At 70.1% G+C, this 26,190-nt stretch carries 30 protein-coding genes; 11 read left to right on the forward strand and 19 right to left on the reverse strand.

Annotated elements, in window-relative coordinates; translation table 11 throughout:
- Nucleotides 1–98: 98 nt before the first annotated feature.
- The 9 genes from NR798_RS26380 to NR798_RS26420 all read right to left on the reverse strand — a co-directional run bounded on the left by NR798_RS26380 (nucleotide 99) and on the right by NR798_RS26420 (nucleotide 7,005).
- On the reverse strand, nucleotides 99–908 hold the full coding sequence (locus tag NR798_RS26380) for a sigma-70 family RNA polymerase sigma factor (protein ID WP_375765264.1): 810 nt from the start codon (nucleotides 906–908) through the stop codon (nucleotides 99–101).
- 128 nt (nucleotides 909–1,036) lie between these two features.
- Complete coding sequence (locus NR798_RS26385; protein WP_375765265.1) at nucleotides 1,037–1,507, reverse strand: DsrE family protein; 471 nt, start codon at nucleotides 1,505–1,507, stop codon at nucleotides 1,037–1,039.
- Nucleotides 1,508–1,563: 56 nt separating this feature from the next.
- The gene (locus NR798_RS26390) at nucleotides 1,564–2,607 is read right to left on the reverse strand and encodes a YeiH family protein (protein WP_375765266.1); all 1,044 of its coding nucleotides are present in this window, start codon (nucleotides 2,605–2,607) and stop codon (nucleotides 1,564–1,566) included.
- A gap of 22 nt (nucleotides 2,608–2,629) precedes the next feature.
- Nucleotides 2,630–4,243: a bifunctional metallophosphatase/5'-nucleotidase gene (locus NR798_RS26395; RefSeq protein WP_375765267.1), complete on the reverse strand. Its 1,614-nt coding sequence runs from the start codon at nucleotides 4,241–4,243 to the stop codon at nucleotides 2,630–2,632.
- A gap of 84 nt (nucleotides 4,244–4,327) precedes the next feature.
- Nucleotides 4,328–4,669, reverse strand: a complete 342-nt coding sequence (locus NR798_RS26400) for a rhodanese-like domain-containing protein (RefSeq protein ID WP_375765268.1) — start codon at nucleotides 4,667–4,669, stop codon at nucleotides 4,328–4,330.
- A 117-nt stretch (nucleotides 4,670–4,786) separates the two neighbouring features.
- Complete coding sequence (locus NR798_RS26405; RefSeq protein ID WP_375765269.1) at nucleotides 4,787–5,548, reverse strand: anti-sigma factor family protein; 762 nt, start codon at nucleotides 5,546–5,548, stop codon at nucleotides 4,787–4,789.
- Nucleotides 5,535–6,056 (reverse strand): RNA polymerase sigma factor, encoded by a 522-nt coding sequence (locus NR798_RS26410; protein ID WP_375765270.1) that lies wholly within the window; start codon nucleotides 6,054–6,056, stop codon nucleotides 5,535–5,537. Before NR798_RS26410 ends, NR798_RS26405 begins: the two co-directional genes overlap by 14 nt.
- 49 nt (nucleotides 6,057–6,105) lie before the next feature.
- Nucleotides 6,106–6,567, reverse strand: coding sequence for a DUF6691 family protein (locus tag NR798_RS26415; RefSeq protein WP_375765271.1), 462 nt, complete (start codon nucleotides 6,565–6,567; stop codon nucleotides 6,106–6,108).
- A 12-nt stretch (nucleotides 6,568–6,579) separates the two neighbouring features.
- The gene (locus NR798_RS26420; protein ID WP_375765272.1) at nucleotides 6,580–7,005 is read right to left on the reverse strand and encodes a YeeE/YedE family protein; all 426 of its coding nucleotides are present in this window, start codon (nucleotides 7,003–7,005) and stop codon (nucleotides 6,580–6,582) included.
- A 150-nt stretch (nucleotides 7,006–7,155) separates the two neighbouring features.
- Here NR798_RS26420 and NR798_RS26425 point away from each other — a divergent pair, with 150 nt between their 5' ends.
- The 3 genes from NR798_RS26425 to NR798_RS26435 are packed head-to-tail and all read left to right on the forward strand — an operon-like array spanning nucleotide 7,156 to nucleotide 9,054.
- Complete coding sequence (locus tag NR798_RS26425; protein ID WP_375765273.1) at nucleotides 7,156–7,857, forward strand: MBL fold metallo-hydrolase; 702 nt, start codon at nucleotides 7,156–7,158, stop codon at nucleotides 7,855–7,857.
- A 30-nt stretch (nucleotides 7,858–7,887) separates the two neighbouring features.
- A complete protein-coding gene (locus NR798_RS26430) occupies nucleotides 7,888–8,214 on the forward strand; it encodes a rhodanese-like domain-containing protein (RefSeq protein ID WP_375765274.1) in 327 nt (108 codons plus the stop codon).
- Between the two features lie 27 nt (nucleotides 8,215–8,241).
- Nucleotides 8,242–9,054, forward strand: coding sequence for a sulfite exporter TauE/SafE family protein (locus NR798_RS26435; RefSeq protein WP_375765275.1), 813 nt, complete (start codon nucleotides 8,242–8,244; stop codon nucleotides 9,052–9,054).
- Between the two features lie 32 nt (nucleotides 9,055–9,086).
- Here the strand turns inward: NR798_RS26435 and NR798_RS26440 are convergent, their stop codons facing one another.
- The 7 genes from NR798_RS26440 to NR798_RS26470 form a co-directional block, all read right to left on the reverse strand.
- Nucleotides 9,087–9,407 carry a hypothetical protein gene (locus NR798_RS26440; RefSeq protein ID WP_375765276.1) on the reverse strand — a complete coding sequence of 107 codons (321 nt, stop codon included), beginning with the start codon at nucleotides 9,405–9,407 and terminating at the stop codon, nucleotides 9,087–9,089.
- 17 nt (nucleotides 9,408–9,424) lie between these two features.
- Nucleotides 9,425–11,095 carry a chloride channel protein gene (locus tag NR798_RS26445; RefSeq protein ID WP_375765277.1) on the reverse strand — a complete coding sequence of 557 codons (1,671 nt, stop codon included), beginning with the start codon at nucleotides 11,093–11,095 and terminating at the stop codon, nucleotides 9,425–9,427.
- A gap of 251 nt (nucleotides 11,096–11,346) precedes the next feature.
- Nucleotides 11,347–11,991 (reverse strand): IPT/TIG domain-containing protein, encoded by a 645-nt coding sequence (locus tag NR798_RS26450; RefSeq protein ID WP_375765278.1) that lies wholly within the window; start codon nucleotides 11,989–11,991, stop codon nucleotides 11,347–11,349.
- On the reverse strand, nucleotides 11,988–12,473 hold the full coding sequence (locus tag NR798_RS26455; protein ID WP_375765279.1) for a hypothetical protein: 486 nt from the start codon (nucleotides 12,471–12,473) through the stop codon (nucleotides 11,988–11,990). The genes NR798_RS26450 and NR798_RS26455 overlap by 4 nt, the downstream gene beginning before the upstream one ends.
- Before the next feature lie 206 nt (nucleotides 12,474–12,679).
- Entirely contained in the window at nucleotides 12,680–13,309 is a 630-nt protein-coding gene (locus NR798_RS26460) for a DinB family protein (RefSeq protein ID WP_375765280.1), read from the reverse strand.
- A gap of 67 nt (nucleotides 13,310–13,376) precedes the next feature.
- Nucleotides 13,377–13,760 (reverse strand): VOC family protein, encoded by a 384-nt coding sequence (locus tag NR798_RS26465; RefSeq protein ID WP_375765281.1) that lies wholly within the window; start codon nucleotides 13,758–13,760, stop codon nucleotides 13,377–13,379.
- A gap of 23 nt (nucleotides 13,761–13,783) precedes the next feature.
- Nucleotides 13,784–15,007 carry a hypothetical protein gene (locus NR798_RS26470; protein WP_375765282.1) on the reverse strand — a complete coding sequence of 408 codons (1,224 nt, stop codon included), beginning with the start codon at nucleotides 15,005–15,007 and terminating at the stop codon, nucleotides 13,784–13,786.
- 381 nt (nucleotides 15,008–15,388) lie between these two features.
- Between NR798_RS26470 and NR798_RS26475 the strand changes: the two genes are divergently transcribed.
- The 8 genes from NR798_RS26475 to NR798_RS26510 all read left to right on the forward strand — a co-directional run bounded on the left by NR798_RS26475 (nucleotide 15,389) and on the right by NR798_RS26510 (nucleotide 22,184).
- Entirely contained in the window at nucleotides 15,389–16,027 is a 639-nt protein-coding gene (locus NR798_RS26475) for a response regulator (RefSeq protein ID WP_375765283.1), read from the forward strand.
- Nucleotides 16,024–17,253, forward strand: coding sequence for a sensor histidine kinase (locus NR798_RS26480; protein ID WP_375765284.1), 1,230 nt, complete (start codon nucleotides 16,024–16,026; stop codon nucleotides 17,251–17,253). The genes NR798_RS26475 and NR798_RS26480 overlap by 4 nt, the downstream gene beginning before the upstream one ends.
- Nucleotides 17,254–17,316: 63 nt before the next feature.
- The gene (locus NR798_RS26485; protein WP_375765285.1) at nucleotides 17,317–17,661 is read left to right on the forward strand and encodes a hypothetical protein; all 345 of its coding nucleotides are present in this window, start codon (nucleotides 17,317–17,319) and stop codon (nucleotides 17,659–17,661) included.
- Nucleotide 17,662: 1 nt separating this feature from the next.
- Nucleotides 17,663–18,556 (forward strand): hypothetical protein, encoded by an 894-nt coding sequence (locus NR798_RS26490; RefSeq protein ID WP_375765286.1) that lies wholly within the window; start codon nucleotides 17,663–17,665, stop codon nucleotides 18,554–18,556.
- 37 nt (nucleotides 18,557–18,593) lie between these two features.
- On the forward strand, nucleotides 18,594–19,511 hold the full coding sequence (locus tag NR798_RS26495; protein WP_375765287.1) for a hypothetical protein: 918 nt from the start codon (nucleotides 18,594–18,596) through the stop codon (nucleotides 19,509–19,511).
- Between the two features lie 289 nt (nucleotides 19,512–19,800).
- Nucleotides 19,801–20,607, forward strand: a complete 807-nt coding sequence (locus NR798_RS26500) for a sugar phosphate isomerase/epimerase family protein (RefSeq protein WP_375765288.1) — start codon at nucleotides 19,801–19,803, stop codon at nucleotides 20,605–20,607.
- A gap of 258 nt (nucleotides 20,608–20,865) precedes the next feature.
- A complete protein-coding gene (locus tag NR798_RS26505; protein WP_375773824.1) occupies nucleotides 20,866–21,108 on the forward strand; it encodes a hypothetical protein in 243 nt (80 codons plus the stop codon).
- A gap of 116 nt (nucleotides 21,109–21,224) precedes the next feature.
- On the forward strand, nucleotides 21,225–22,184 hold the full coding sequence (locus NR798_RS26510; RefSeq protein ID WP_375765289.1) for a hypothetical protein: 960 nt from the start codon (nucleotides 21,225–21,227) through the stop codon (nucleotides 22,182–22,184).
- A gap of 195 nt (nucleotides 22,185–22,379) precedes the next feature.
- Here NR798_RS26510 and NR798_RS26515 read toward each other — a convergent pair whose 3' ends face one another.
- The 3 genes from NR798_RS26515 to cglE form a co-directional block, all read right to left on the reverse strand.
- The gene (locus NR798_RS26515) at nucleotides 22,380–22,814 is read right to left on the reverse strand and encodes a hypothetical protein (protein WP_375765290.1); all 435 of its coding nucleotides are present in this window, start codon (nucleotides 22,812–22,814) and stop codon (nucleotides 22,380–22,382) included.
- 218 nt (nucleotides 22,815–23,032) lie between these two features.
- A complete protein-coding gene (locus NR798_RS26520) occupies nucleotides 23,033–25,330 on the reverse strand; it encodes a kelch repeat-containing protein (protein WP_375765291.1) in 2,298 nt (765 codons plus the stop codon).
- Between the two features lie 204 nt (nucleotides 25,331–25,534).
- The gene (cglE, locus tag NR798_RS26525; protein ID WP_375765292.1) at nucleotides 25,535–26,131 is read right to left on the reverse strand and encodes an adventurous gliding motility protein CglE; all 597 of its coding nucleotides are present in this window, start codon (nucleotides 26,129–26,131) and stop codon (nucleotides 25,535–25,537) included.
- Nucleotides 26,132–26,190 lie beyond the last annotated feature (59 nt).

A 26,190-nucleotide genomic window follows, 5' to 3' on the forward strand; every position in this document is an offset into this window, starting at 1 on the left:
AGGCCTCGTGGCCCGCGCCCTTCCCCTGGGGCCGGGCCCTCATACGCTTCGAGCGGGCAGGCGCACTGGCAGTGGCTTGCGGCCTCGGCCCGCTGGCTTCAGGCGGGCAATGTCCGGGACAGCGCCTGGCGCACCGCCGCGCGCACCGGGGCGGGCACCTCATCCCCCGGGATGCGCCGGCACAGGGACACCGTGCGCTTGAGCGAGTCGCACGCCTCGGCACAGCGCGGGCAGCGCGACAGATGGTCCTCGAGCCGCACGCAGGTGGCCTGGTCCACCTCCTGCGCGGCGAACTCCGACAACTCCTGCGCCAGCTCCGGGCAGCCCCGGGCCTCGTCCTGGGCGCCCTCCCCCATGAGGGTGGAGAGGTGCTCGCGCAACTGGAGGCGCGCGCGGTGCAACCGGCTCTTCAGCGCCCGCACCTCGATGCCCACCACCTGCGCCGCCTCCTCGGCCGTGAGCCCCTCCACGTCCCGGAGGATGAGCACCTCGCGCCAGTCCTCGGGCAGCGCGAGGATGGCCGCCTGCAACACCTCCCCCATCTGCCGCGCGTGGGCGGTCATGTCCGGAGCCGCCTCCGCCGCGGCGACGTGGGCCGCCGCGGGAGAATCCAGCGGCTGGAATTCCTCGGGGGCTCCGGCGCGCTTGCGGCGCAGGCGGAAACAGTGCGTGCGGGCCACCTGGAACAGCCAGGTGGACAGCTGCGCGTCGCCCCGGAACGCGTGGAGGCCGCGGAAGGCCGCCAGCAACGTCTCCTGGAGCACCTCCTTGGCGTCCTCCTCCGAGCCGCACATGCGCAGGCCAAAGCGGTACACCTGCTTCTCGTGGCGGGCCAGGAGCTCATCCACGGCCTTGTCGTCGCCCGAGCGCGCGGCTTCCATCAACTGCTCATCGGTTCGCGTCGCCATCTCCAGGTCGCCTCCTCGCGCTCTCCTGTCACTTCCTCTTGGAGAACGCTCGGCCGCCAGGATGCCTTCCTGGCCGTCCCCATGGGGAAACATCGTGAGGGGCTGGCGGCGGAACGGGAGGGAAAGGCCTAGTACCGGATGACCTGATAGCCCTCGGCCACCAGGCGCGAGAGCTCCGCCACGCCGTTGTCGACGACCTCCGCCTGAGGCTGGAGCTTCTTCGGGTCGATGCCGAACTTCTCGAGTGCGTTACCGCAGGCCACCAGCCGCACGCCGGCCGCCTTCGCCGCCTGGGCCTCCTTGCGGACCCCCTCCGGCACGGCCTTCACCGCCGGGTCCAACGCCACCACCGCGCGGCCGTAGCTCAGCCACACCACGTCCGAGAGGTAGCCGGACTCCTTGGCCGTCTTCGCGTGGCGGAAGGAGCTGGAGAGCGTGCCGATGTCCTCCAGGCCCGTGGTGGACACGAAGACGAGCTTGCCCTGGCGCGCGGGCGTCTTCTGCGCGGCGGCCTGGGGCACAGGGGATGGCTCCGCGGCGAGCGCGGCCAGAGGGGAGATGAAGAGCGCGGTGATGAGGAGCAGCGGGAAGCGGTTCATTCGAGGGACTCCGGATCGAGGTTGAGAGAAGACGTCGAGAAAGACGGTGACGGCCGTTACTGGATGGACAGCAACCGCATGAGGCCCCAGGCGGACAGCGCCAGGCCCGCGAAGCCCGCGAGGCCCGCGTAGACGACGCGCATGCCCGCGCGGCGAATCAGGCTGACATGGGTGCCCAGCCCCATGGCGGCCATGGCCATCACCATGAGGAAGACGCTGGCGGTGGAGAGCCCGGCCCTGGCGGCGGCGGGCAGCACCCCCACCGAGCCCAACACGCCCACGGCGAGAAAGCCCATCACGAACCAGGGGATGGGTGGCTCCTTCCACGAGTAGCGCACCTTCCCGCCCGCGCCCGAGGCGAACCCCAGCACCACGAGCGCGGGGGCCAGCAGCACCACGCGGGTGAGCTTCACCAGCGTGCCCAGGTCGCCCGCCGAGGTACCCCAGGTGAAGGCCGCGGCCATCACCTGCGCCACCTCGTGCAGCGTGGCGCCCGAGAGGATGGCGAGCTGCGCCGTGCTCAACCCCAGCAGCGGCCCCACGAAGACGTAGAAGAGGACGCCCACCGTGCCGAGAATCCCGCACAGGCCCACCGCCAGCGTGGTGTCCTCCTCCTCGGCCCGCGTGACGGAGCTGGCGGCCACCACCGCGCTGGCGCCACAGATGGAGGTGCCCACGGCCAGCAGCGTGCCCAGCTTCTCCGGCACGCCGAAGCGCTTCGTCACCCAGCGGATGCCCAGAATGCCGCCGACGATGACGGCCAGGGCGAGCAACAGCACGCGCGGGCCCACCTTCGCCACCAGCCCGAAGTCGAGCCGCGCTCCCATCAGCACGATGCCCAGCCGCAGCACCGTGCGTGCCGAGTAGCGCGTGCCTTCCGTCAGTGTTCCGGGCAGCCCCATGGCGGAGCGCAGCGCGATGCCGATGAGCAGGGCCACCGTGAGCGGGCCCACCACCTTGAGGCCGGGCAGTGTAGCGAGCCAGTAGCTGGCCACCGCCAGCCCTGCGGCGAGCCCAAGGCCCGGCAGACGGCGGCGCCAGACGCCTCCCGGGAGAGGTGCGGCGGAAGCGGAGGCAGTTGGAGTGAGAGGAGGAGTCATGTCGTGTTCCCCTTGTTGGAGCTCACTGCACCTGCTGGGTGCGCAGCACGGACGGGAGGTCCTCGCCCACCGCGCGTCCCTCCAGCGCGTCGTGCAGGCGTGGTTTGCCCGCGAGGAAGCGGCGCACCGCCTCGTGCGCGTCCACGTCGAGCACACGCGGCTCCTGGATGCCGGGGATGCGGCAGACCATGTCGGGGGCATCCCCCTCGCGCTCGCAGGCCGTCACCGTGTAGAGGCGCTCGTCCTCCACCGGCTCGCCGCCCACCTCCAGAGCGAGCAGGCGCTTCCCCTTGGGCGCATCGGCCCGGAAGCGCAGCGTCATCCCCGAGGGGCGTGGCAGCCACCCGCCAAAGCGCTTCTCCGGGTCCCTGGCGAAGACGTTCTCCAGTTCCTGCTCCCAGAAGGCGCGCAGCTGGCGGCCACTCACCTTGCCCGTCTTCAGCTTGTTGACGATGGGGAAGAAGTTCCACAGGTCCGCCTCGCGCACCGGCCCGGGCAGCAGCGGGGTGCCAAAACGGAAGCCGTTGGAGAGGCCAATCTCCGTGCCTCCGGCGGCGCGGATGGCGTCGGCCAGCACGTTGTCCAGCGGGTTCTCCACCACCGCGTAGCGCGCGAGCGTCACGCCGGTGTGGCCCACCGGGGCGGACAGCTTCGCCTCGTGCGGCGCGAGCGCGGTCTCCACCAGCCGGGCCACCTCGGGGTCCTCGGGGAAGCGCGAGGCGGTCAGCTCGATGAGCTCCCAGCGGCGCTCCACCACCCTGCCCTCCTCCACCCACAAGTCCAACCGGCCGAGGAAGGAGCCGAAGGCGCCGGGCTCCACCACCCAGCTGCCGGCCTGCTCGATGGGCGCGTAGGTGCGCTCGTGCGTGTCCCCGGACAGGTGGACGTCCACCCCGGGAACCTTCGCGGCGAGGCCCACCGCCTTGGCGAGCCCCACGTGCGTCATCAGCAACACCACCTGGGCGCCTTCGCGCTCGCGCACCTCCCGCACGAGCGCCGGCAGCTCCTCCGGGCCATCGTAACGCAGGCCCTGGCTGTAGCCGGGGGGCTGGCGGCGCGGGACATCCGGGTCCGTGAAGCCGACGACGGCCACCTTCACCCCGCCCACCTCCTTCACGAAGTACGGCGGAAAGAGGCGCTCGCCGCTCTTCGCATCGCGCAGGTTGGCGGCGACGAGCGGATGCTTCAGCTCGCGGGCCCGCTGCGCGAGCACCTCGGGGCCGTACACCACCTCCCAGTTGCCGGGTACCGCGGCGTCCAGCCCGAGCGCGTTGAGCGGTGCCATGAGGGCGCGTCCCTCGGTGAGGGCCGCCGCGCCCGAGCCCTGAATCGTGTCCCCGGCGTCGAGCACCAGCACCTCACCGCCTCGCTCGGCGCGAATGCGCTGGATGACGGCGGCCACCCGGGCGAAGCCGCCAGCCTCTTCAATCCGCTCCTTGCCACCGTGCCAGAAGAGCTCGGGGTGGGCGCGCAGCTGCGCGTGCAGATCCGCCACGTAGAGGACGGTGAGTTGCTGGCGCTTGGAGGCGGGAGCGCTGGCGGCCAGCGGGGAGATGGAACCAGGCCGCAGCTCGGCGCAGCCGGAGCCCAGGCCGCCCAGGGCGAACAGCGCACCGAGCAGGGAGAAGAGACGCATCAACATGCAGCACCTTGGATGGGAGGAGGAAGACAGCGGAGAGGACACGAGGCGTGCCGCCCGAAGTTCCCGCCCCCCCTCCCGTCACTCCCAGGCCGACATGGGGCCGAGATTGAAGACGTCCCGGAAGCCACGCTCCTTCAGGAGGCGCTCGGCGCGGGTGCTGCGCGCGCCACTGCGGCAGTAGACGACGAGGGGCTTCTCCGGCGAGCCGAGCTCGGAGAACCGCTGGTGCAGCTCATCCACGGGAATGTTCACCGCTCCTGGCAGGTGCCCGGCGGCGAACTCCTCTGGAGTGCGGACATCCACCAGGGTGGCGCCCGCCGCCACCCGCTGGTGGGCCTCGAGCCCCACCGGCCGATGGTGCGTGCAGGAGACGAGGAACAGGCTGGCGAACAGGGCCGAGACGACGAGAACGGCCTTCATGGAGCGGCTCCTTCGGGTTCCGGAGGCCCATGGGCCTCCGCGAGAAGAGGTGCGGCCGGGTGAGAGCCGCGAGGGCGGACGAAGGATTCAGTGCCCTCTGTGCACGGCCGCGCGCCCTCAAGGAGCCAGGCGGGCCAGGGCGTCGACCAGCACCGGCGGCTCCAGCTCGGAGACGGCCAGCGCGGCCTGCTCGCTCCCGCGCGGCGCCACGCAGATGCGCTCCCCCACGGGGCCCTGCGTGCAGCGCGTCTCCTCTCCGGCGAAGCGCGCCGCCTCCCGCGCCGCGGGCGAGCCCGCCGGCGGCAGGAAGAGTGTCATCGCCTTGCCCCCCTCGTACCGGTACAGCAGCGAGGCGGAGAGCTGTCCATGCAGCCGGCAGCGGCGTGCGCCCAGCAACGTGGCGCCGGGCACCACGGGCACCTCCACCGCGTAGCCCAGCTCCCGCTCCACCCAGGCCTTCACCTCGGCCGGGTCCGAGGACTCGAACTCGCAGGGGGTGGTGCGTGAGAAGGCCTTGAGGTGGTGCCGCTCGAGATCCATCGCCAGCGCGTCATTCATGCCGCTCGGCCATGACGTCCAGAGGACCCCCACGGACGCGAGCGCCGCGGCCAGGCCCGCGGCCAACCGCCGCTGGCGAAAGGCGGGGCGGGAGCGCGGAACCAGCCGGGAGACACGCTCCGTCAGTTGGGACGGCACGTGCGTCTCCGCGGCGGCCTGGGCCCTCAGCGCCTCGCGCAGCGGGGCATAGCGGGCCGCCTCCCGGGTACAGCCCGCGCACCGGGACAGGTGAAGCTCCACGGCCTGCCGCTCGTGTGCCTGGACCTCCCCGTCGAACCACGCGGAGAGACGCTCCTGCCACTCCAGGCTACAGGCTTCCATGTGCCTTCTCCTTCTCGAGGAAGTCGAACATCGCCAGCCGTGCCCGGGCGAGACGCGAGCGCACGGTGCCCACCGGGCAGCCCTGCACCTGGGCGATTTCCTCATAGCTCAGCTCTTCGACCTCCCGCAGCCACAGCGCGTCGCGCCACTCGGGGGCCAGCGACTCCAGCGCCGCCTTCATGCCCGAGCTGAGCGTCCGGGCGTGCAACTCCGCCTCCAGGTCCGCGGAAGGCTCGGGAGCGGCCTCCTTCCCCAGACCGCCCTCCAGTACCTCCAACCGGGGGCGCAGTCCCCGGCGGGAGTTGAGGAAGACGGTGCGCTGCACGGCGAGCAGCCATCCCTTGAGCCGCTCCGGATCGCGCAGCTCGCCGCGCCGCTCCAGGGCACGCGCCACCGTCTCCTGCACGAGGTCATCCGCCTCCGCCGGGCTGCCCGTCAGCCGGCGGCCTACCCGCCGCAGGGCTGGCAGGTGCTCCAGGGCTCGTTCGATGAAGGACCGGCTGCTCACGTTCTCCAGGACACGAGGGGGGCGGTGAAAAGTTCCCAGGGTACCGGGACTACGGGGAAGGCGTCGCGCCCAGACGTGGCGTCTCCACGCCCGCGCCATGCCGCGCCTGCAGCACCTGGGCGAGGTACATGCCGGCGAACATGGCGGGCACGAAGATGAACACCTGCGTCGCACCGCTGGCGAGCGAGGTGAGCGCGGGGCCAGGGCAGTAGCCGCCGAGCCCCCAGCCCACGCCGAAGAGGCCCGCGCCCACGAGGAGCTTGCAGTCCACCCAGCTGATGGAGAAGGAGGGGAACTTCTCGGCGAAGAGGGGCCGCTCGCGCTTGTGGATGAGGGGCCGCAGCGCCGCGTGCACGGCGATGGCACCGCCCATGACGAACGCGAGCCGGTAGTCCCAGTCACCGGCGATGTCGAGGAAGCCGATGACGTTGGCCGGGTCCGTCATGCCGCCGAGGCCCAGACCGAGGGCGAAAATGAGGCCGCTGAGAAACGCGCTGAGGGAGGGACGCATGGGGGGCTCCAGCTAGAAGATGTGACGGGCCAGGAAGACGGTGAGGACGCCGGTGGCCATGAAGGTGAGCGTGGCCGCGATGGAGCGGACCGAGCCGCGGCTGATGCCGCAGACGCCATGCCCGCTGGTGCAGCCGTTGCCCAGCCGCGAGCCGAAGCCCACCAGCAGTCCCGCCGCCACCAGCAGGGCCACTCCGCCCGCGCTCAGGGGCGCCGGGGCCGCGAAGGACACGGGGCGAAGCCATGCCAGCAGCAGGCCGCCGGTGAGCAGCCCGCCGAAGAAGAACACGCGCCAGGCGATGTCGCCGCGAACGGGGGCCAGCAGCGAGCCCACCACACCGCTGATGCCGGCCACCCGGCCATTGGCCAGGAGGAGGAGCGAGGCGCTCAACCCGATGAGCGCCCCACCGAGGAGGGGAAGAAGGAAGGAGGAAGTCATGGTCTGTGAGAGCCAGACTCCCCGGAAAAGGATTCGCCGGGAAATTCATGGTCGGGGGACGGGGGGCCGGCCCCCTGTTCCCCCGGCTGCCCGCGCGGGTCCTGAATCCTTTTTCCAAGGCCCGGGCTCTCACGGACAGGAGACCCCGAGATGATTTTCCGCCCACTTTTCGATTCCGAGTCCTCGACCTACACCTACCTCGTCGGCGATGAGTCCACGCGGCAGGCCGTCCTCATCGATCCCGTGCTGGAGCAGGTCGACCGCGATCTGCAACTGGTGAGCGAGCTGGACCTCACCCTCACCCACGTCTTCGATACCCACGTGCACGCCGACCACGTCACCGCGTCGGGCGTGTTGCGTGAGCGCACGCAGTGCACGGTGGTGGGCGGGGTGGGAGGCGCCTCGTGCACCAACCTCCAGGCGCGCCACGGAGACGAGGTGCGCGTCGGGCGACTCGTCTTCCAGGTGCTCGCCACCCCGGGACACACGGACGACAGCGTCAGCTACCTCCTCGACGACCGCGTCTTCACCGGAGACGCCCTGCTCGTGCGCGGCAACGGGCGCACCGACTTCCAGAACGGCAACGCGAGCCAGCTCTACGACAGCATCACCCGCGTCCTCTTCCGCCTGCCGGACGAGACGCTCGTCTACCCCGGCCACGACTACAAGGGCCGCACGGTGACGAGCATCGCCGAGGAGAAGCGGCACAACCCGCGCCTGGCCGGCAAGAACCGGGAGGAGTTCATCCACCTCATGGAGAACCTCCACCTGCCCAAGCCCCGGAAGATCGACATCGCCGTCCCGGCCAACCGCGCCTGCGGGCACGTGGCGCCCTCACCGCAAGGGGCCTGAGCCCCCTGCCCTTCCCCAGGAGACCCGGCCATGACTTCTCTTCCCTATCAGGACCTCCCTCCCTCCCAGCTCGAGGCGCTCGGCCCCCAGGTGCGCCGCATCGACGTGCGCGAGCCGGACGAGTACACCGGACCCCTGGGCCACCTGCCCGGGGCGGAGCTCGTCCCGCTGGGCACGCTGGAGGCGGCTTCCGCCTCCTGGCCCCGCGAGCAGCCGCTGCTGCTCATCTGCCGCTCGGGCGGACGCTCCGCGAAGGCCGCGCAGGCGCTCGCCCAGCGGGGCTTCAGCCACCTCTACAACCTGGCGGGCGGAATGCTCGCCGTGCGCGAGACGCCCGCCACTCCGCCCCAGGGCTGAGTACGCGCTCGCGCGAGAACGGACACCATGCCTCTCCTCGGCCTCTCCCTCGCGGCCCTCATTGGCCTGTCGCTCGGCCTGCTCGGCGGTGGCGGCTCCATCCTCACCGTTCCCATCCTCGTGTACGTCCTGGGCTTCGGGGCCAAGGAGTCCATCGCCATGGGGCTGGCGGTGGTGGGAGTCACCAGCCTCTTCGGTGCCGTGGGCCACTGGCGCAAGGGCAATCTCCAGCTCCGGGCGGCCGTCGTCTTCGGGGCGGTGGCGATGGCGGGCACGTACGCGGGGGCGCGCCTGTCCGTCTTCGTCTCGGGCGCCGTGCAGCTCCTGCTCTTCGCCACGGTGATGCTCGTGGCCGCCTTCTTCATGTTCCGCAATGGCCGCAAGGAGAGCGCACACGCCCCCGCGCCCCACAAGGCCTCCTTTCCGGTGATGGCCGCGGCCGCGCTCGGCGTGGGCGGCCTCACGGGACTGGTCGGGGTGGGCGGCGGCTTTCTCATCGTCCCGGCGCTGGTGCTCCTGGTGGGCCTGCCGATGAAACAGGCGGTGGGCACCAGCCTGCTCGTCATCGCCCTCAACTCCTTCGTGGGGTTCGCCGGTTACCTCGGCCACGTCGAGGTGCCCTGGGGCTGGCTCGGGCTCTTCACGGCCATCGCGGTGGCCGGCATCCTCGCCGGCACCTGGGCGACCCACTACGTGTCGCAGGCGGCCCTCAAGCGGGCCTTCTCGGTCCTCCTGGTGGTGATGGGCGTCTTCATCCTCTTCAAGAACCGGGAGGCGCTGGGAACACCGGGCGGTGCGCACGCGGCGCCCGCGCGCGCCTCATCGCCCCGCGCGCCTTGAGTCCTCAACACCCGTCCCAGCGGACGCCTGCTTCACGGTGCCTCCCTGGGGCGGTGTGGCGGCACGGGCGGCGGTGCTGGCTCGGAGGGAGCGGGCTGCGAGCCCCCCGTCCCCCAGCCACTGGGCACCTCTGGCAGCGGCCAGCCGAGGAAGAGAGGCCAGCCCCGGTACATCTCGGGGTCCGGCTCGAAGCCACCCGAGGGCTGGGGAGCCACCGGGACGCTCGGAGCCGCATGGGCCCGCTGGGTAGCCGCTGGCCTCACCTCGGGGGGCGTCCGCAACAGCACATAGGCGAGGAGCGCGCACAGCAGACACAGCGCCCCGATGCTCCACGCGCGTGCCGTCTCGTCCATCCCGCTCCTCCGGTCCATCAGAAGTGCCCTCTCTGCAACACGTCGGTCTTGGAGACCGTGCCCAGCAGCCGCCGCTCCTGGTCCACCACCGGCAAGCACTCGAGCGCCGTCTTCCCACAGCGCCGGGCCACCTCGGCCAGCGAGAGGTCCGGGGTGATGACGGGCACCTGCGTGTCCATCACGTCCGCGGCCACCGTGGCATCCAGCAGGGTGTGATCCGGCAGGTGCCCCTTGAGGGAATCCAGCACGATGGTGCCGAGCAGGCGGCCCTCCTGGTCCGTGACGTAGAGGTCCGTTCCAGGTGGCTGCTCCAGCAGCAGCAGCACCACCTCCTGGAAGGGCGCCGAGGGAGGGATGCGCTGTTGTACGGGCTTGAGCAACGCACGCGTCCCCTCCCCGCGCAGCCATTGGGGGACACTGGGGGGCATCCGCACATTGCGGCGGTTGAGTACCGAGGTGTAGAGCGACTCCGGCTCCAGCCAGCGGCTCACCGCCGCGGAGAGCACCGTGCACAGCATCAACGGCAGCATCAGATCGTAGTCCGCCGTCATCTCGAAGATGAGGAGGACGGCGGACACGGACGCATGCGTGGTGCCAGCGAGCACGGCCCCCATGCCCAGCAGCGCATAGGCCCCGCTGGGCGCGCCGCCGGGCCAGAGCATCCCAGCCACCTGTCCGAAGGCACCCCCCAACAGGGCTCCATAGAAGAGCGAGGGGGTGAAGAGACCGCCGGGCACGCCCGCGCCCGCGCACGCCGACGTGGCCAGGAGCTTGGCCAGCGGGAGGATGGCGAGCAACAGCAGCGACATCCTCCCGAGCAGCGCCGAGTTCACCGCGTCATAGCCATTGCCGAGCAGCTCGGGCAGCCAGATGGCGGCCAGGCCCACCAGGCTCATGGCCGCCAGCGGCAGGAAGGGCTGGAGCCTGCGGGGCACCTCGTCCAGCCGGTCCGACAGCAGGTTGATGACACGCACGTAGAGGGCGGAGGCGGCGCCTATCAGCACGCCCAGCAGCAGCGCGAGCAGCAGCTCCCGCGGCCGCGTCAGCACATAGTGGGGAATGACGTAGCTGGGCCGGTCGGCGACGAGGGCACGCGAGACGAGGGTGGCAACCACGCACGAGACGACGATGGGGCCGAACAGCTCGAGCGCGAAGCTGCCCAGCAACACCTCCAGCCCGAAGAGGGCGCCGCCGATGGGGACGTTGTAGGCGGAGGCGATCCCCGCTGCGGCCCCGCATGCCACCAACAGCCGGGCCTGTCCCGAGGGAAGCCGCAGCCAGCGGGCCAGGGCGGAGCCGCTGGCGGCCCCCGTCTGCAGGAGCGCTCCCTCGCGGCCCAGGGGAGCCCCCAGGGCCACCGCGAGAATGGAGATGAATCCCCGGAACAGCGCCCGTGGCAGGGACAGCTCGCCAGCCTTCACCCAGATGGATTCGATGATGCCCGCCGTCCCGTGCCCGCGCAGGGGCCGCCCGACGAGCAGGGTCATCAGGGAGACGAGCGCACCGCCGAGTACCGGCACGAGGAAGCGGCGCCACGGAGGCGAGGCGATGACCCCCGCGAGGAACCCCTCCACCTCGCTGCGCCAGAAGAGATGCTGGGTGAAGCGGAGCACCTTGAGGAGCACCACGGCGCCCAGGCCGGAGATGAGGCCCACCACGACGACGAGCCCCCAAAAGCGCTTCTCCACTCCCGCCAGGCCGCGAAGCAGGCCGCCGAGCGGGGGTGATGAGCGATGGGAGGGCTCCCGCCCAGGTCGCGAGGCGAGCCGCTCGGATTGCGGCATGAGGTCCACGTATGAACAAGGTAGGAAGCACGAGCCTGCTCCGCAGGAGCAAGGAACCTGGCCCATGCTCACCCGCCCAGCTGGGTCGCGGGCTGGAATGACCCGCACAACGCAGGGGCCCCCCCACCAGCGACACGCGGCGTCGAGTCACCCCGTCACCGCAGCAAGAACGTGTTCGACGTGGCCACATGGCCGGCGATGTCGGTGACACGGATGGCCACGTCCGACTGGATGGAGTCGACCACGACCTGCTGCGTGAGCACCCCGTCCACGAAGGGCTCGCTCACGCGCGGGCCGATGCTGGCGCCGGCCCCTATCTCCAGGCGCACGTTGCCGCGGAACGCCGCCGCGTTGGCGCCGGTCGCGCGCACCGTCACCGTGAAGGGCTCCAGGCGCTGCTGCGGGCCGATGGGGTCGATGCTGTAGCCCTCCGGCCACTCCCCCTCGACGACGGTGAGGCCCCCCTTGCGCACGGCGGTGCGGCCGTCCCCGAGCGTCACCTTCACATCGTAGCTGCCGGGCGCGAGCAGCGACGGAACGCGGGTGGTGACCCCCTCGGGCGAGACAGTGAGCGTGGGCACCTCGAGCGTCCCGATGCGCACCGACACCCGCGTGTCCACCTCGAGGCTCCCCTTGCTGTAGTCGACCGTCGCGGGAAGGACCAGCTCGGCGTCGAGGGTGAGCGCCGTGGACTCGCTCGCGCGCATCTCCGACGGCGAGACCGAGCGGATGACCGGCTCCGGCCAGTCCTGGCAGGCCAGGAGCGAAACCAGCGCGGCGATGGAGACGAGCTTCCTCATGGCAGCTGATACCTCACACCGACGAGCCCCTGCACACCTATCGAGCGCCCGATGACGAAGGGGATGTACGCCTCGCCGAGCCCCACCCGCCCGTCGAGGAACGGCTCGAACGCCCCCAGCGGGAAGCGCAACTGGACCCCCGCGAGCACCTCCCAGCCGAGCGCCGAGCGCACGGAGCTCGCGGAGAAGTCGCTCGAGAGGTGGTGCAGCACCAGGACCGGCCCCAAGCCGGCGCGCACGTCCACGCCGAGGTGCTTCATCCGCACGAGGTTCATCCGTCCGGCCGCGAGGAGTGGGAGGGAGTGCATGGCGGAGACCCCCACTCCGGTGCGGAAGCGTGCCAGCCGCCAGCCGAGCTCCACGTCGATGGAGAAGCGGCCCCAGCCGGGCGGCGTCAGGGTCAGCTGCGCCGAGCCCTGGGGGCCGCGGTTGAAGCCACCGCCGTAGAACGCGCCCCCCGCGAGCGCGAGGGAGTATCGCATCTGCTCCACGGGCTTCACTGCCGGCGAGGGCTCGGGGCTCGCCTCCCGCGGAGGAGCCTTTGGCTTCTTGCGGGAGGTTCCGCGGGGGGACCCCTCGGGAGCAGCCACGGCTGCGGTAGAGCAGAGCAGGAAGAGGAGCGCGAGCCAACGCATGGGGTAGGCGAAGAGAACTCCAGCCAGCGTCGGTTGTCGAGCCCCTTCGAGCCCTACTTCTTCGGGAAGTTCGGGTCGGCCCTCACCTCTTCGATCTGCGCGGTGTGCCGCTTGGAGTGCGCGGCCATGAAGATCATCCACTGGTAGGCGTCCAGGTCGCCCATGGGCGACGGGCCGCTGACGTGGCTGCGCAGCTCACTCTCCGGCGTCCCCTTGGCCAGGGCGATGTGCGCCTCGCGCCGGGCGTTGAAGGCCTTGGCGGCCTCCTGGGCCGAGGCGAACTTGCTCGCGGGCTGGAGCTTCTCGGGCGCCTTGAACTTGTGGGTCCGATCCGTGATGCCCTGGAGGATCTTCTCCTCGAGCCCCTGGGTCTTGGCCATCTGCTCGGCGGTCGCGGCAGGCGTCTTGAGGATCTTGCCCGTGATGTTCTCGCCGAACATGTCCTCGGACAGGGCGATGTGCTCGGCCACCTCCGCGACCGACCAGCGATCCGGCGCGGGCTTGAACTTCCACTGCGCCTCCGAGAGCCCGTCGATGGACTTGAGGAAGTCCTTCTGGGTCTGGGTGAGGTAGTTGACGAGGAACTTCGAATCCTTGGGCTCCGCCTTCGTGGTGGCGGCCGGCTCGGCGGCGAGGACGAGGGTGGGCAGCAGCACGGCGAGGGCAAGCATGGCACGCTTCATGGTGTGATTCCTCCGATGAGGGAGGCGCACCGTAGAGGAGGCCCCTGACATGCTGCTGGGAGACGGGTCAGCCGCCGCGGAAGACCGCCTCCATGTTGTTGCCGTCGGGATCGAGCACGAAGGCGGCGTAGTAGCCCGGCGGGTAGCCCTGGGCCGTGTCGCGCAGCCCGGGCGGGCCGTTGTCCGTGCCACCCGCCTTCACGGCGGCGGCGTGGAAGGCATCGACCTCTGCCCTGCTCCTGGCGGCGAAGGCGGTGTGCTGCCTGACGGAGTGCGGATGGTAGCGGTCGATCCAGAAGACGGGGTAGTCGACGCCATAGCCGACGCCGTCGGAGCCGTCGCCTTCGGGAAGCTCCATGACCCGGCGCAGGCCGAGCGCACCGAGCGCGGCATCGTAGAAGGCGGCGGAGCGGGCGACGTCGGCGACGCCAATGCCAGTGTGGTCGATCATCTCCGCAAAGGTACCGGGAATTGCTATTGGAAGCGCCAGACGTGGAGATGGGTCTCGCCCAACTCCGCCGGGCCCATCTTCCCAGGCGGGGTCGGGTTGCGCGTGTACTCGATCCACGCCACCACGGGCAGCCCTCGCGGGTCCACGGCGAGCGCCCACTCGCCCAGCATCGTCTCGCCCGTCAGCGCCTGGAGCGGCCCGCCCACGGGCTGCCATGCCTGTCCATCCCAGGTCTGGATTTCCAGCCGCTCCTCCCGCGCGAAGAGCAGGAAGACACGGGACCCGAGCGCCGCGAGCACCGGCTCGCTCCTGGGTCCAGGCTCGATGATGCCTGCCCACTGCTCCCCCGAGGGGCGCCGGACCGGATTCAACTCGCCGAAAGCCGCTCCCTCATGCTGGGTCCACGTGAGGTAGGGCACATCCGCGCCATCGAGCACGAGCGAGGGATGATGGGAATTGCCCTTCGTGGCCATGTCCTCGCTGGCGACGCCACCCGCCACGGGCAGCCACCGGGCGCCATCCCACTGACGGACGTGGATGCGGGTGATGAACTCCCGCAAGGCCGACTCCTCCCAGGCCACGACGGGGAAGCCCCGGGAGTCCACGGCGACGCTGGGACGCTCTCCATTGGAGCCATCCCCGCGCACGCCATCCGGGTACGCGCTGAGCCGCTCCCCTACCCTCTGCCAGAACTGTCCATCCCACTGGCTCACATGGATGCCAAGGGAGGGCTCGCCGGGGCCGATCTCGCTCCACGCCACCACGGGCTCTCCGGAGCAGTTGAAGGCGAGCGCCGCGCTGGTGACCTCCGTCAGCCGGTTGTGGGCGGCCTGGAGTCCGAGCCCCAGGACCGACCAGAACCTGCCCTCCCAGCGGTGGAGCCGGACGGTGCCCGTCGAGTGTCCGGTCGTCTCGAGCAGGGCCATCACCGGACGGCCCTGGGGATCGACGGAGAAGGCGGGGCGGCCGATCGGGCTGTACGTCGTCGCGGGCAGGGGGAACACGGAAGCCGCCGCCTGCGACCACGCGTTGCCCTCCGCGCGCCGGAAGAAGTAGCCCCACACGGCGCCGTTGTACTCGCCCCACGAGACGACGGGCGCTCCCGTTGGGTCCACCGCCAGCCCCAGCCGGGTCTGCGGTGTATTGCGCTCGGGGTTGTATTCCAGCGCGGGGCCCACGGGCACCCAGGAGCGCGGTTGCCCCTGCTCGTTCGTGAACAGGGGCGCGGGCTCGGCCGGCCGTGGCATGCAGGCAGCCGAGGGGAGCGGCGGGGAGACGACGGGAGGAATCTCCGGCTGTGGTGGGGGTGGGGATTCACCCTGCGCAGCGGGAGGGGTCTCCTCCACCACCCGGGTGGGAGGCACCTCCGTCCCGCCGCCGCATGCCGCCAGAATGAAAAGAGTTGCCCACCCCGCCCGTCCGCCCTTGCACTTCATTCCGCCCCCCTGCGCCCCTTGCACCGAAGGTGGAGATGAATCCGCTACGAGCAAGGACCTGTCACGAGTGGCTGGAAGAGCGAGACATCGCGGCGGCACCTGCCCGTACGCCGCGGCGCGTCACCTCCAGGCGCGCGGAGCAGGTGGCCGCGGATTGCCGAGATCCGAGGCGCTCGCTGTAAAGTTGCATACATGCTCAACGTCGTCGTCGTGGAAGACGACTCCCACCTGCTCGCCTCGGTCCGGCAGGCGCTCGAGGCACCGGAGTCCGGGATGCGCCTCGCTGGCGCCTTCTCGCGCGGAGGCGAGGCGATCTCGTGGCTTCAGCGACAGAAGCCGGTGGACTGTGCGCTGGTGGATCTCGGCCTCCCGGATCGCTCCGGCGTGGAGGTGCTGGCGGAGCTGAGGACGACGCACCCCACCGCCGCCGGCCTCGTCTTCACCATCTTCGACGACGACGAGCACCTGTTCCCCGCGCTGCAAGCCGGAGCGCAGGGCTACCTGCTGAAGGACTCCACCTCGGAGGTCCTCCTCCGGTCCATCCGCGAGGCGGTCGCGGGTGGCGCGCCGATGACGCCGACGGTGGCCCGGAAGGTGGTCCGGCGCTTCTGGGCGCCGCCGGTGCTCCAGCAGGAGCCGCTCACCACGCGCGAGCGCGAGCTGCTCGTGCTGCTCTGCCACGGCGCCAGCTACGACGCGGCGGCGGCACGGATGCAGGTGAGCCTGAGCACCATCCAGGCACACGTCCGCAGCACGTACCGCAAGCTCTCGGTGAGCTCCAAGGCCGAGGCGGTGAGCGCAGCCGTCCGGCTGGGCCTCTTCGTTCCATGAAGCTGAGCCTCCTCGCCGGCAGTCCGCCCTCCAGCGGCCCGTTGGTGGAGGCGCACCGCAAGCTGCGCGCGCCCCGCGCGGTGGCGGGACTGATGGCGGGCGCGCTGGCGGTGGCGCTGCTGCCGCTCATCTCCGGCGTCTCCGCGCGGCTCGAGGTCACGCTCCACGACACCGCGCTGGCGATGGGGGTGTTCGCGATCGTCTCGCTCGCCGCGGCGGTGGTGTTCTGGCGCCGAGGGGCCACGCCGGCCTACTGGCGGCTGTGTGCCCTCGAGACGTGGACCACCGCGCTCACGCTGCTGTCCCTCGTGTGGGCGTCTGGGAACCCGCTCAGCCCGTTCTGGCTGCTCTTCGCCTGCCTGATGCTGACCGTCGCCATGGAGCCCAGCGGACGCGTCATCGAGGGCCTGGCCTTCGTGGTCGCGCCGCAGGTGCTCGCGCTGCTGTTCCTGCTCAAGGGAGAGCCCGCGAAGGCGGCGATCTCCGCGGTCATCGGCGGTGTGGTGGTGGTGGCGGCCACCGTGCTCCGGGGGCTGTTCGTCGGCCTCACCGAGGCGCGCAACGAGCGGGACCGCCTCCGCGCCGAGCTGGCCGAGCTGCGCCTTCGAGAGGAGCGTCACCGCATCTCGCGCGACCTTCACGACGGGCTCGGGACCGAGCTGGCCAGCCTCACCTGGACGGCGCGCACGCTCCACCAGCGGCTCGAGGGCTCTCCCGTGCAGGGCGAGGTGGCGCATCTGCTCGAGCGGCTCCGCTCCGGCATGGACGAGCTGCGCACCGTGGTCTGGGCGTTGCGCGCGCCGGCACGCGCCTGGGAGGACGTGGTGGCGCGGCTCGCACAGCGGTGCCGTGAGCTCGGCGGAGACCGCGAGGTGGTGGTGGAGGCGTCCGCCGCCGACCCGAGCGCGGAGCTCGATGGCCAGGCGGCGCTCGATCTGGTGCGCGCCGTCCAGGAGCTGGTGCACAACGCCGCCCGCCACGCGCAGCCCCGGTGCATCCGCGTCACGCTCCGCTGCGAGCCGGAAGGGATCCATTTTCGAGTCGAGGACGACGGCCGGGGGCTCGCCCACGGCGCGCTTGAGCAGAGCGAGGGCGGCCTCAAGAACTTCCGGGCGCGGGTGGAGGGCGCGGGCGGCACCACGCAGGTGGAGTCGTCGTCCCAGGGGACGCGGGTGTCGGCGTGGCTACCTACACCTACCGTTCGGCATAACATGTCCATGCAATAGCGGCATGGATCCACGCGGCGGTACATCTGCCGCATGCCTGACACTTCTCTCAAGCGACTCGTCGTGTCTGCCGTCCTCGCGCTGTCCGTCGTCAGCACCGGCTGCGGTGCAGTCATGTCGTACATCGAGGGCGGTCCCCTCGTGCGCGAGCCGAACGGGCCGACCGGCAAGATCGTGATCGACAACAAGAGCGGCTACACGCTCGGCGCGGTGCTGCTGTCCGACTGTGACAGCTCCACCTACGGCCTGAACCGGCTCCCTTCGCGCACGGGCATCGAGGACGGGAACACGTACGAGTTCACCGTCTCGCCCGGCTGCTGGAGCATCGCCATCGGCAGCGGCAGCGCGGAGGTCCGCGGAAAGCTCTATGTCGCCGCGGACCAGGCCTCCGTCTACACGGTGAACTGACGTGGCGGCCGCGCGTGGGGGCTCGAAGCGTGCGCTGGCGCTGCTCGTCGCCGTCGGCGTGCTCTCTTCAGGATGCGTCAGCGTCGGCTACGGCGCCGGAGTGGCGGCGGCGCGGGTGGACACCTCGCCGGACAGCTCGCCGCTCGAGTACACGCGCCAAGTCGACTACTCCCGCACGTACCACCAGTTCCGCCTGGTGGACACGAGCGGCATCCTGCTCGCGGGGCTGGTCAACATCGGACGCCAGTCGGCGGCGCGCGACGAAGCAATCGACCAGGCCGTCGCGGCGGGCGCGAAGAACGGCGACGTCATCGAGTACTCCTACAAACCCTACGAGATCCTCCCGGGCCCGCGGATCACCGCGGATCTGCGGCTGGGCCTCGGGCCGGCGAGCACGACGTTCACCGGCGCCGGAGGGGCCCGTTTCGAGCGCGGGGACTACTTCGCCTTCGACGTGGGAGGAGAGCCGCTCGTTTGGAACCCGGAGGGGCTGCCGGTGATGGCGTCCGTCGGCGCCTCGATGCTGCTGGAGAGCTGGTCCCTCGATGAGCAGGCGGGGATCGGCTTCGAGCACGACTACGTCGGGCTGGACGTCTTCGGGAACGGGAAGGTCGGCGTGCAACTCCCCGGCAACGTCGGCCTGACCGGGAAGCTGCACGTTGGACTGGTGTCACCGCTGCTGGGGCTGCTGCTGGGCTCCCCACGGCTGGCCTGGTACGGCGGCCTCGAGGCGGCGTGGGCAACGCCCTGGAAGCCGCTCACCGTGGTGGGTGACTTCGTCTACGGCAGCCCGCTCTGGCTGGATCTCCCGTTCCGTGGCGGCTTCTCCACGCGCTTCGGCATCAACGCCGTCGTCAGCATCGAGTCGCTGATGCCGGCGCGCGGCAATCCCTGACCCCCTTCACAGCCCCGTCTCTCCCGAGGAGCTCGTCATGCCCCTGCCCTCCTGTCGTGTCCTGCTGCCCGTCGTCCTCTGCGTCGCGCTGAGCGGCTGCAGCCACATCGTCTACAGCCGCGGCATCATGACGGCGGAGGCCGCCAACATCGATGCCGACGAGAACCCCGAGGGCCAGCCCTTCGACTTCTCCCAGCGGCGGGTGCAGGCGGACACCCAGGAGGTCGCGTTGCTCGACTCGACCGGCGCGGTGTGCGGCGCGCTGATGACGGCGGGTGACGCGATGGCCTCCGCCGAGGGGCGGCGCAAGCAGGCGGAGCGCAACCGCGAGTTCGGCATCCTCACGTACAAGTATCGCGTGACGGCGCCCGGGGAGTTCGGCGGCTACCCGTGCGGCGTCTTCGTGAAGTGGAGCACCGTGAACGAGTACCGCGGCTTCCAGCCGGGCTCGGAGGGACAGGTCCCGAGCTTCGGTGAGGCGGGCATGATGCTCTCCGGCTGGGACGAGTTCCTGCTGCCGGGGCTGTACTTCGGCGGAGGCACCCGGCCATCGGTCGGCTTCTACTCGGAGGCGTCCGTCCCCGGCTCCGACGACATCTTCCTCCGGCTACCGATCAACCTCGGCTTCATGATCTCGCCGCATTGGGCGGGAGGACTGGCGCTCCGGGCGACCGCGGGCTTCGACATCGTGAGCATGCTGCTGATGGCGAAGTCGCAGCCGTTCCGCAACGGCTTCTGGGTGCCGCTCGACTACGGCGCGTATCTCAGTTGGACCCTGCCCGTCTTCAGCTACGGCTCGGTGACCGCGATGGCCGGGTGGGGCAAGGAGGTCCAGGTCAACGGCAACAAGCTGATGTTCGCGCAGGGCCAGTGGCTGGGGCAGATCAGCCTCGTCATCGACTACGGCGCGATCTTCAGCGGCAAGAGCGCCGACTCCGGCGAGAAGAAGATGTGAGCCGGAGCGCGGCGCGGGCACACCGGAGCGATGGACCGCGAGGACTCCGCCGGGATAGCAAGGTCCTCCCTCCTGCTGGAGACCGCGCCGTCCATCGGAAGACTCAGGCGCTCGAGTCCCACGCTCCCGCCGCCCGAGCTCGATGAATCGCTCGTCAGGAAGTCCCCGCGGGTCCCAGGAGGTCCCTTGCGGTAGGCTCCCTTGAATGTCGGTCCGCCCTTCCGGTATGCCCACGCGCCTTTGCTGTCTCCTGGCCGCGCTCCTCGGCCTCACGCTGGCATGCAGGCCCATGCCGCGGGCGGCATCGCTCGAGAATCCCTTCGGTGCCTTCAACTTCACGCTCGAGTCGCGGCCGGCCTCCGAGCAGATCGCGCTGCTCGAGGGCCTCGGCTACGAGGGCATGGCGCTGTACTGGCCGGGGGTCGCGGCGTTCGAGACGTTCGCCACACAGCCCGCGGTACGCGAGGGCCGGTTCCGGCTCTTCGCGGTGCTGTACGACTTCCGCTACGACACGCCGTGGAGCCGCGAAGAGGTGGACGCGATGTTGGCCGCCCTCGCGCCGCGAGGGACCGATGTCTGGCTGCTCCTGAGCAGCACCGCCGCGCCGCGCGAGACGATGGTCGAGGCGGTCCGCGAGCTCGTCGGCATGGCCACGGCCCAAGGTGTCCGCGTCGTGGTGTATCCGCATGACGAGCACGCCATCGAGACCGTCGAGGAGGCGCTCGCCCTCCTCCAGGCGGTGGACCGGCCGGAGCTGAAGGCGTCACTCCACCTCTGTCACGAGCTCAAGGCGGGCCACCGCGATCGGCTCGCCGAGGTGATCGCCGCCGCGGCCCCTCAGCTCGTGCTCGCCAGCATCCACGGTGCCGCGCGGGAGGATACCCCCGGCTGGTCCACGACCATCCAACCCCTGGATCGCGGTGACCTCGACGTGCTCAACACGTACCTGCGGCCGTTGATCCGCTCCGGCTACACCGGGCCCGTGCTCCTGCATACCTTTGGAATCGAGCAGCCCCCGGAGGAGCATTTCCGCCGTTCCCACGCGGCCTGGCGCGAGATGTCCCGGGAGGTCGCGGCCACCCTCACCGGCCAGTGAGGGCCGCTCACGCGCGTACGGCGAAGAAGTTCGAGGAGCTCTCCAGCGCCTACAAATACGCGGTGTCCACGCAGTTGTCGGACTGGGACAGGGAGTTGGGGCGGCATTAGAGCCACCACTTTCAAGGTCGGCGGGTGATATTCCCGGCAAGGGAAGCTAGCGAGGGAGCAGGCGAGAAAGCGAGGGATCCTCACTGGGTACACGCACAGGCAGGGCCTGGAGCGGCTGTGCCGCTACGAGGCGCGCGGCGCGCTGGCGCTGGAGCGTTTGTCACGAGCGGAGGACGGCCGCATCGCCTGGCGGATGAAGCGCCCGCTGCCCGACGGCACCACGCACCTGCTCTTCACCGGGCTGGAATTCTTACGACGTGTGGCGTCCCAGGCGGGCGGGAGCATCGTGGCGGAAGGGACGCCGCAGGAAGTGGCCCGGCTGAAGACGGCCACGGGCCGGGTGCTCAACTCCGCTGAAGAGCCGGCCCGGCGGGTTGCACGAAGCCGGTGACGGTGCGAGGTGCGTTCGCTACTCTCTGGGGGTGTTCCCGGTTTTCCGCCGGGTCACGGAGGGGGGGAGTTCCAATGGACGAAGTTTGTCATCGGGTCAGAGCCGCGTTCTGGGCCGTGGCTCTGCTCGTCACCGCCTGTAAGCCTTCGCCTTCACCCCTGGAGCCCGCGGAGTTCTGTGAGGAGTTCGCGCGGGTTCAGTGTGAGCGCCTCGCCTCGTGCAAGATCATCGCGGAGGGCGGGAACGATCTGTGTGTCTCGGACCTGACCTCACGGTGCCAGAAGAACCAGGAGGAGCTGACCGAGGGCTGGCGCTTCCTGCCGGACGAGGCCGAGCGGTGTCTCGAGCAGCTACCGCAGGAGATCTGCCACCGCGGACTCGCGGAGTGCTACGAGAAGTATTGGAACGTCCATCCCAGGTATGGCGTCGAGACCTTCTGTCAGAGCCAGGCCTTCCTGTGGAGGCCAGAGTCCTGCTACCCCTATGAGCTCCGCCCGGCGGCGCTTGGGGGGAGCTGTCACTCGGACTCCGGATGTGCGGAGGGGTACTGCGGCCGTCCTCGCCCCAGTGACGATTTCTTTTTCTGGGGGTACTGCGTGCCAGCCTCGGAGCCCCGGCCCGGGGAGATCGGTGAGCCCTGTGGCGAGGGCTCTTGCCAGTCGGACCATTGCGATCCCTCCACGCAGCGCTGTGGCTACCGCCCGCTCGGGGAAGAGTGCGATCACGAGCTGGAGTGCGGTCCTGACGCCTACTGCAAGGGGTACAGGAACTACGTCGTCATCCCCCCCGCCCAACCCAACCAGTGGAACCGGGGCGTGTGCACACCGCGAATTCCCGACGGTGGCGCATGTGTCGACGAGCAGTGGGATGACGGCTGCCGGGCAGGTGCCTTCAACTGCCTCGGTGGCACCTGCGTCCAGGTGGAGCCCTACAGCCTGGAGCTCGGGGCCGAGTGCGACTTCCTCGAGCAGTGCCGCGACGGGCTCACCTGCAGCACGAACGATGAGAAACGCGGCGAGTGCGTTCCCTTCGATCCGCCCCACAAGTACTTCGACCCCAATCAGGCCGCGCCCTGAGGGGGGAGGCGGGCTCCGTGACGTGGAGAAGCCGGCACGGAGCGCAGTGCGGGCCGAGGGCCCGTGCTGTCGATGAGCCGCTCTCGCGTGGCGCGCGGGAGCACGTTGAAATCCACGACGATTTCGCGGGACATGGGCACTCCTGCTCAGCGGGTCCCCGACATGCCCTCGCCGTTTGAAGGCGTCCCGCGGGGCTCAGCCTTCGCCGAAGCCTGAGCTGTCGGACCGCGTGCACGCGAAGCTGTACCCGGACTGCCCGGGCGTTCCCCGCTCATAGTAGTTCGTCGTCAGATAGTACGACATCGCGTAACCCCAGAGCCCGAGCGAGTACGAGTAGCCGTACGACCATCCGCCGCTGCTCGACTGCACGTAGAACTTCGACACGCCGACGTTCCAGTTGGTGTACATCGTGCCGATCGTCGCTCCACCGGGCGAGCTGCGGAGCGTCAGGGATTGAGCGCAGGCGGCATTCGTCACGCCGTTCGTCACCTGCTGCTCGGTGCTCGCGAGCTGCGCGTTGAGCTCCTGCTCCGGCGCGGCATCCACGGCGCCTCCACACCCGGCGAGCGCGAACACACCACCCAGGACCACGACTGCACCGAAGCTCTTCACCATGAGGAGGACTCCCATGTCCGCGGTGTGGACCTCCACGCAGGACCACCCGAAAGTCAGGCCTCCATCATACATGTAGCGGTTGTCATGTCTATCCGGATTTTCAACAATACCGGGGATTGGCTCCTGAGGTTGCCGGACGATGCGCACTGGAGGCGGCGGGAATCGAACGCAGGCGTGTACCCCAAGGCGCTCAGCCTGGGCATGTCGCTCGACGAGCCCATGACGCACGGAATTCAAGGCGTGTAGAGCTCCGACGCCGCGTACTGATAGTTGCCATCGGGGGTATATCCCCCCGCGACGAGCACCTTGCCGTTGGGCAGCAGCACCGCCGTGTGGCTTCCGCGACGCGTGGCCATGGCGGAGAGAGAGCCCCAGGTCCCCGAGGCCGGGTCGTACACCTCCGCCAGCTCATGGGCACCGTAGAAGCTGTCGCCGAATCCCCCCGCGACGAGCACCTTGCCATCGGGCAGCAGCGTCGCCGTGTGGGAGGAGTGGACTCCGGCCATGGAGCCGGTGGGGCTGAAGGTGCCCGTGGCCGGGTCATACAGTTCCGCCGTCGGGAGGTAGCTACGGGCTCCCCCCGCGACGAGCACCTGGCCGTTGGGCAGCAGCGTCGCCGTGTGCTCTTCGCGAGGTTCGGCCATGGAGCCGGTAGGGCTGAAGGTGCCCGTGGCCGGGTCGTACACCTCCGCCGTCGCGAGAGGGCTGGAACCACTCCCTCCCCCGGCGACGAGGACCTTGCCGTCGGGCAGCGGCGTTGCCGTGTGGTGGGAGCGAGGTGAGGCCATGGAGCCGGTAGGGCTGAAGGTGCCCGTAGCCGGGTCATACAGCTCCGCTGTCGGGTGGTCGCCGCGGCCCCCCACGACAAGGACCCTGCCATCGGGCAGCGGCGTCGCCGTGTGATGGGAGCGAGGAAAAGCCATGGAGCCTGTGGGGCTGAAGGTGCCCGTGGCCGGGTCATACAGCTCCGCTGTCGGGTGGTCGCCGCGACTGCCCCCCACGACGAGAACCTTGCCGCCGGGTAGCAGCGTCGCCGTGTGGTTCGCGCGCCCTTCGGCCATGGAGCCGGTAGGGCTCCAGGTGCCCGTGGCCGGGTCGTACACCTCCGCCGTCTTGTACGAGTCATCCCCCCCAGGCTCCCAGATGTCATCATCGACCACTCCCCCGCTGACGAGGACCTTGCCGTTGGGCAGCAACGTGGCCGTGTGGCCATGGCGGGTCTGGGTCATGGAGCCCGTGGGGGTCCAGCTCCCCACGGGGGCACAGGCCGGCAGCCCCGCCACCGTGAAGCTCCGGGCCGCCGTGAGGCCAAAGGCGTTGGTGACGGTGACGGTGATGGAAGGCGGAGCACTGACACAGGAGGGAGCTGTCCAGGTGACACGGCCTCGGGAGTCGTCGTTGCTCGGTGTGCCTGGCGAGCCTGTCGGGGTCTCCCAAGAGAAGGAGAGGGCCGAGCCCTGCGGATCGCTGGCAACCACTTCGTAGGTGAGCACCTGGCCCGGGGTGGCCGTGTCCGCGGAGCGGTAGGAGCGGAGGATGACGGGCTCGAAGTGCTGGGCCGGAGGCGTGTTGCCAACGCACAGGGCGACGGTGCCCATGGACTGTCCTCCCCGCCCATCCGAAACAAAGACAGTCAGGCGGCAGTTGTTGCAAGCGCCAGCGGGCAGGTGCGAGGGCGTGAACCGGGCGGAACGGGAGGAGGCGTTGCGCCAGGAACCGGCGCAGGTGGCGCTCCAGGAATAGGAGAGGCTGTCCCCATCCGGGTCGGAAGCGGAGACGGAGACAGAGGCCGTCTGCCCCACGGTCAATTGCGTGGGAGTGGCGCGGAGAGAAGCCACCCGGGGTGAGCTGTTGAAGGAGATGGAGAGCTGCGCCTCGCCCTCTTCTCCGCCCGGGAAGACGTTGACGGCCAGGGAGATGCTGGAGGACAGGCCGCGGGAGTCCGTCACGGTGAGGGTGAGGGTGTGAATGCCGGTGGCGGCAGGCGCCCTCCAGGAAGTGGAGGCAGCGGAGGCCGAGGAGAAGGAGCCAGCGGTGGCGCGCCAGGCGTAGGAGACGGTGTCGCCCGGGTTGGGATCATGGGCCTTGGCCTCCAGGGAGATGGAGCCGCCTGGGACCACGGAGGTGGAGGACGCGACCAGAGCGTCGATGAGAGGGGCTTCGTTCTCGAAGGGAGGCGGGGGATGGAGCTCCTGGAGGGTGATGGCGACGAGGGTCGTTTGATGGGTGGAAATGGTGACGCCAGAGGAGGAGCCCTCGAAGAGCAGCGTGCCGGACGCGTCGAAGCCCCGAGCGAGGAAGGAGCGGTTGGGGCCCGCGGGAAGGTTGCCGATGGTGCCTCCCCACACACCGTTGGAGGGGGCGAGGTCCACGGTCACCGAAGGGATGTCCGCGGCGCTGGAGGTGACGGAGACACGAGCGATGCGGGAGGCGAGGGCCTGACGCACGGAGACGGCGAATCGGGCTGAGCCCGGCTCGGAGGAAGAGTCAGCGCAGCCCACCAGCAGCGCCACGGTGAGCGCCAACAGCAACGGAGTGAATGCCTTTTTGATAGGGCCCCCTTGAGATTCGAAGGAGCAGTAATGGCTCAGGAGGGAGGCTCGGGCCATTGCCCCAGATGGCCAATGAGCCGTCTCTTGCTGGGCTCTTCCGCACGGCCCATGAAAAAGCCCAGCAACCCGGTGAGATTGCTGGGCCTTTGAATGTGGAGGCAGCGGGACTCGAACCCGCCAAGCTCAGAACGTGTACTTCACCCGCGGGAAGAAGGCGAAGGTGGGGATGTTGGGCCCGATGAGATAGCGGGCCAGGAAGTCCGCGCCCACCGAGAAATGGTCCATCGGCGTCGCGTACTCGATGCCGATGCCCAGGCCCGCGTTCGGCGCCGTCAGGGCCGCGCCCGGGTCTCCACTGCCCACCGGCGCCGGATCCAACCGCGACAGGCCCGCCGCCACCTTCGGCATCAGGTAGAGCCGGTCCGCCAGCGGCACCATGTACGCCGCCGTCACGTCGGCGAACGCCACCGTGAAGTTGTCGGACATGCTGCACACGTTCGTGCCCGGCATGTACCCGGCGAAGCAGTTCGCCGCCGACGAGCCCAGCCCGAAGTGCACGCCCAGGGAGATCTTGTCCGTCAGGTCGTACCCCACCCCGAGCTGCAGGTACGTCTGCGCGTTGGAGTAGATGTTCTCCCCGCCCAGCGTGAAGAACGCGCCGATGTCGGCCTCGGTGAAGAAGCCACGGCGGACCTCAAGCGGGACACCTTCCGGCGGGGTGGCCGCCAGAGCGGTAGTGGGCAGCATCGCGAGCACGGCGGCCAACAGCGGCTTCTTCATATCGGGACGACCCTCACCCAGAACCCTCTCCCCAGGGGGGGAGAGGGGTTTTCGTTACG

The sequence above is a fragment of the Archangium gephyra genome (genome assembly GCF_042230915.1).
In the GTDB taxonomy this organism is placed as follows: domain Bacteria; phylum Myxococcota; class Myxococcia; order Myxococcales; family Myxococcaceae; genus Archangium; species Archangium gephyra_B.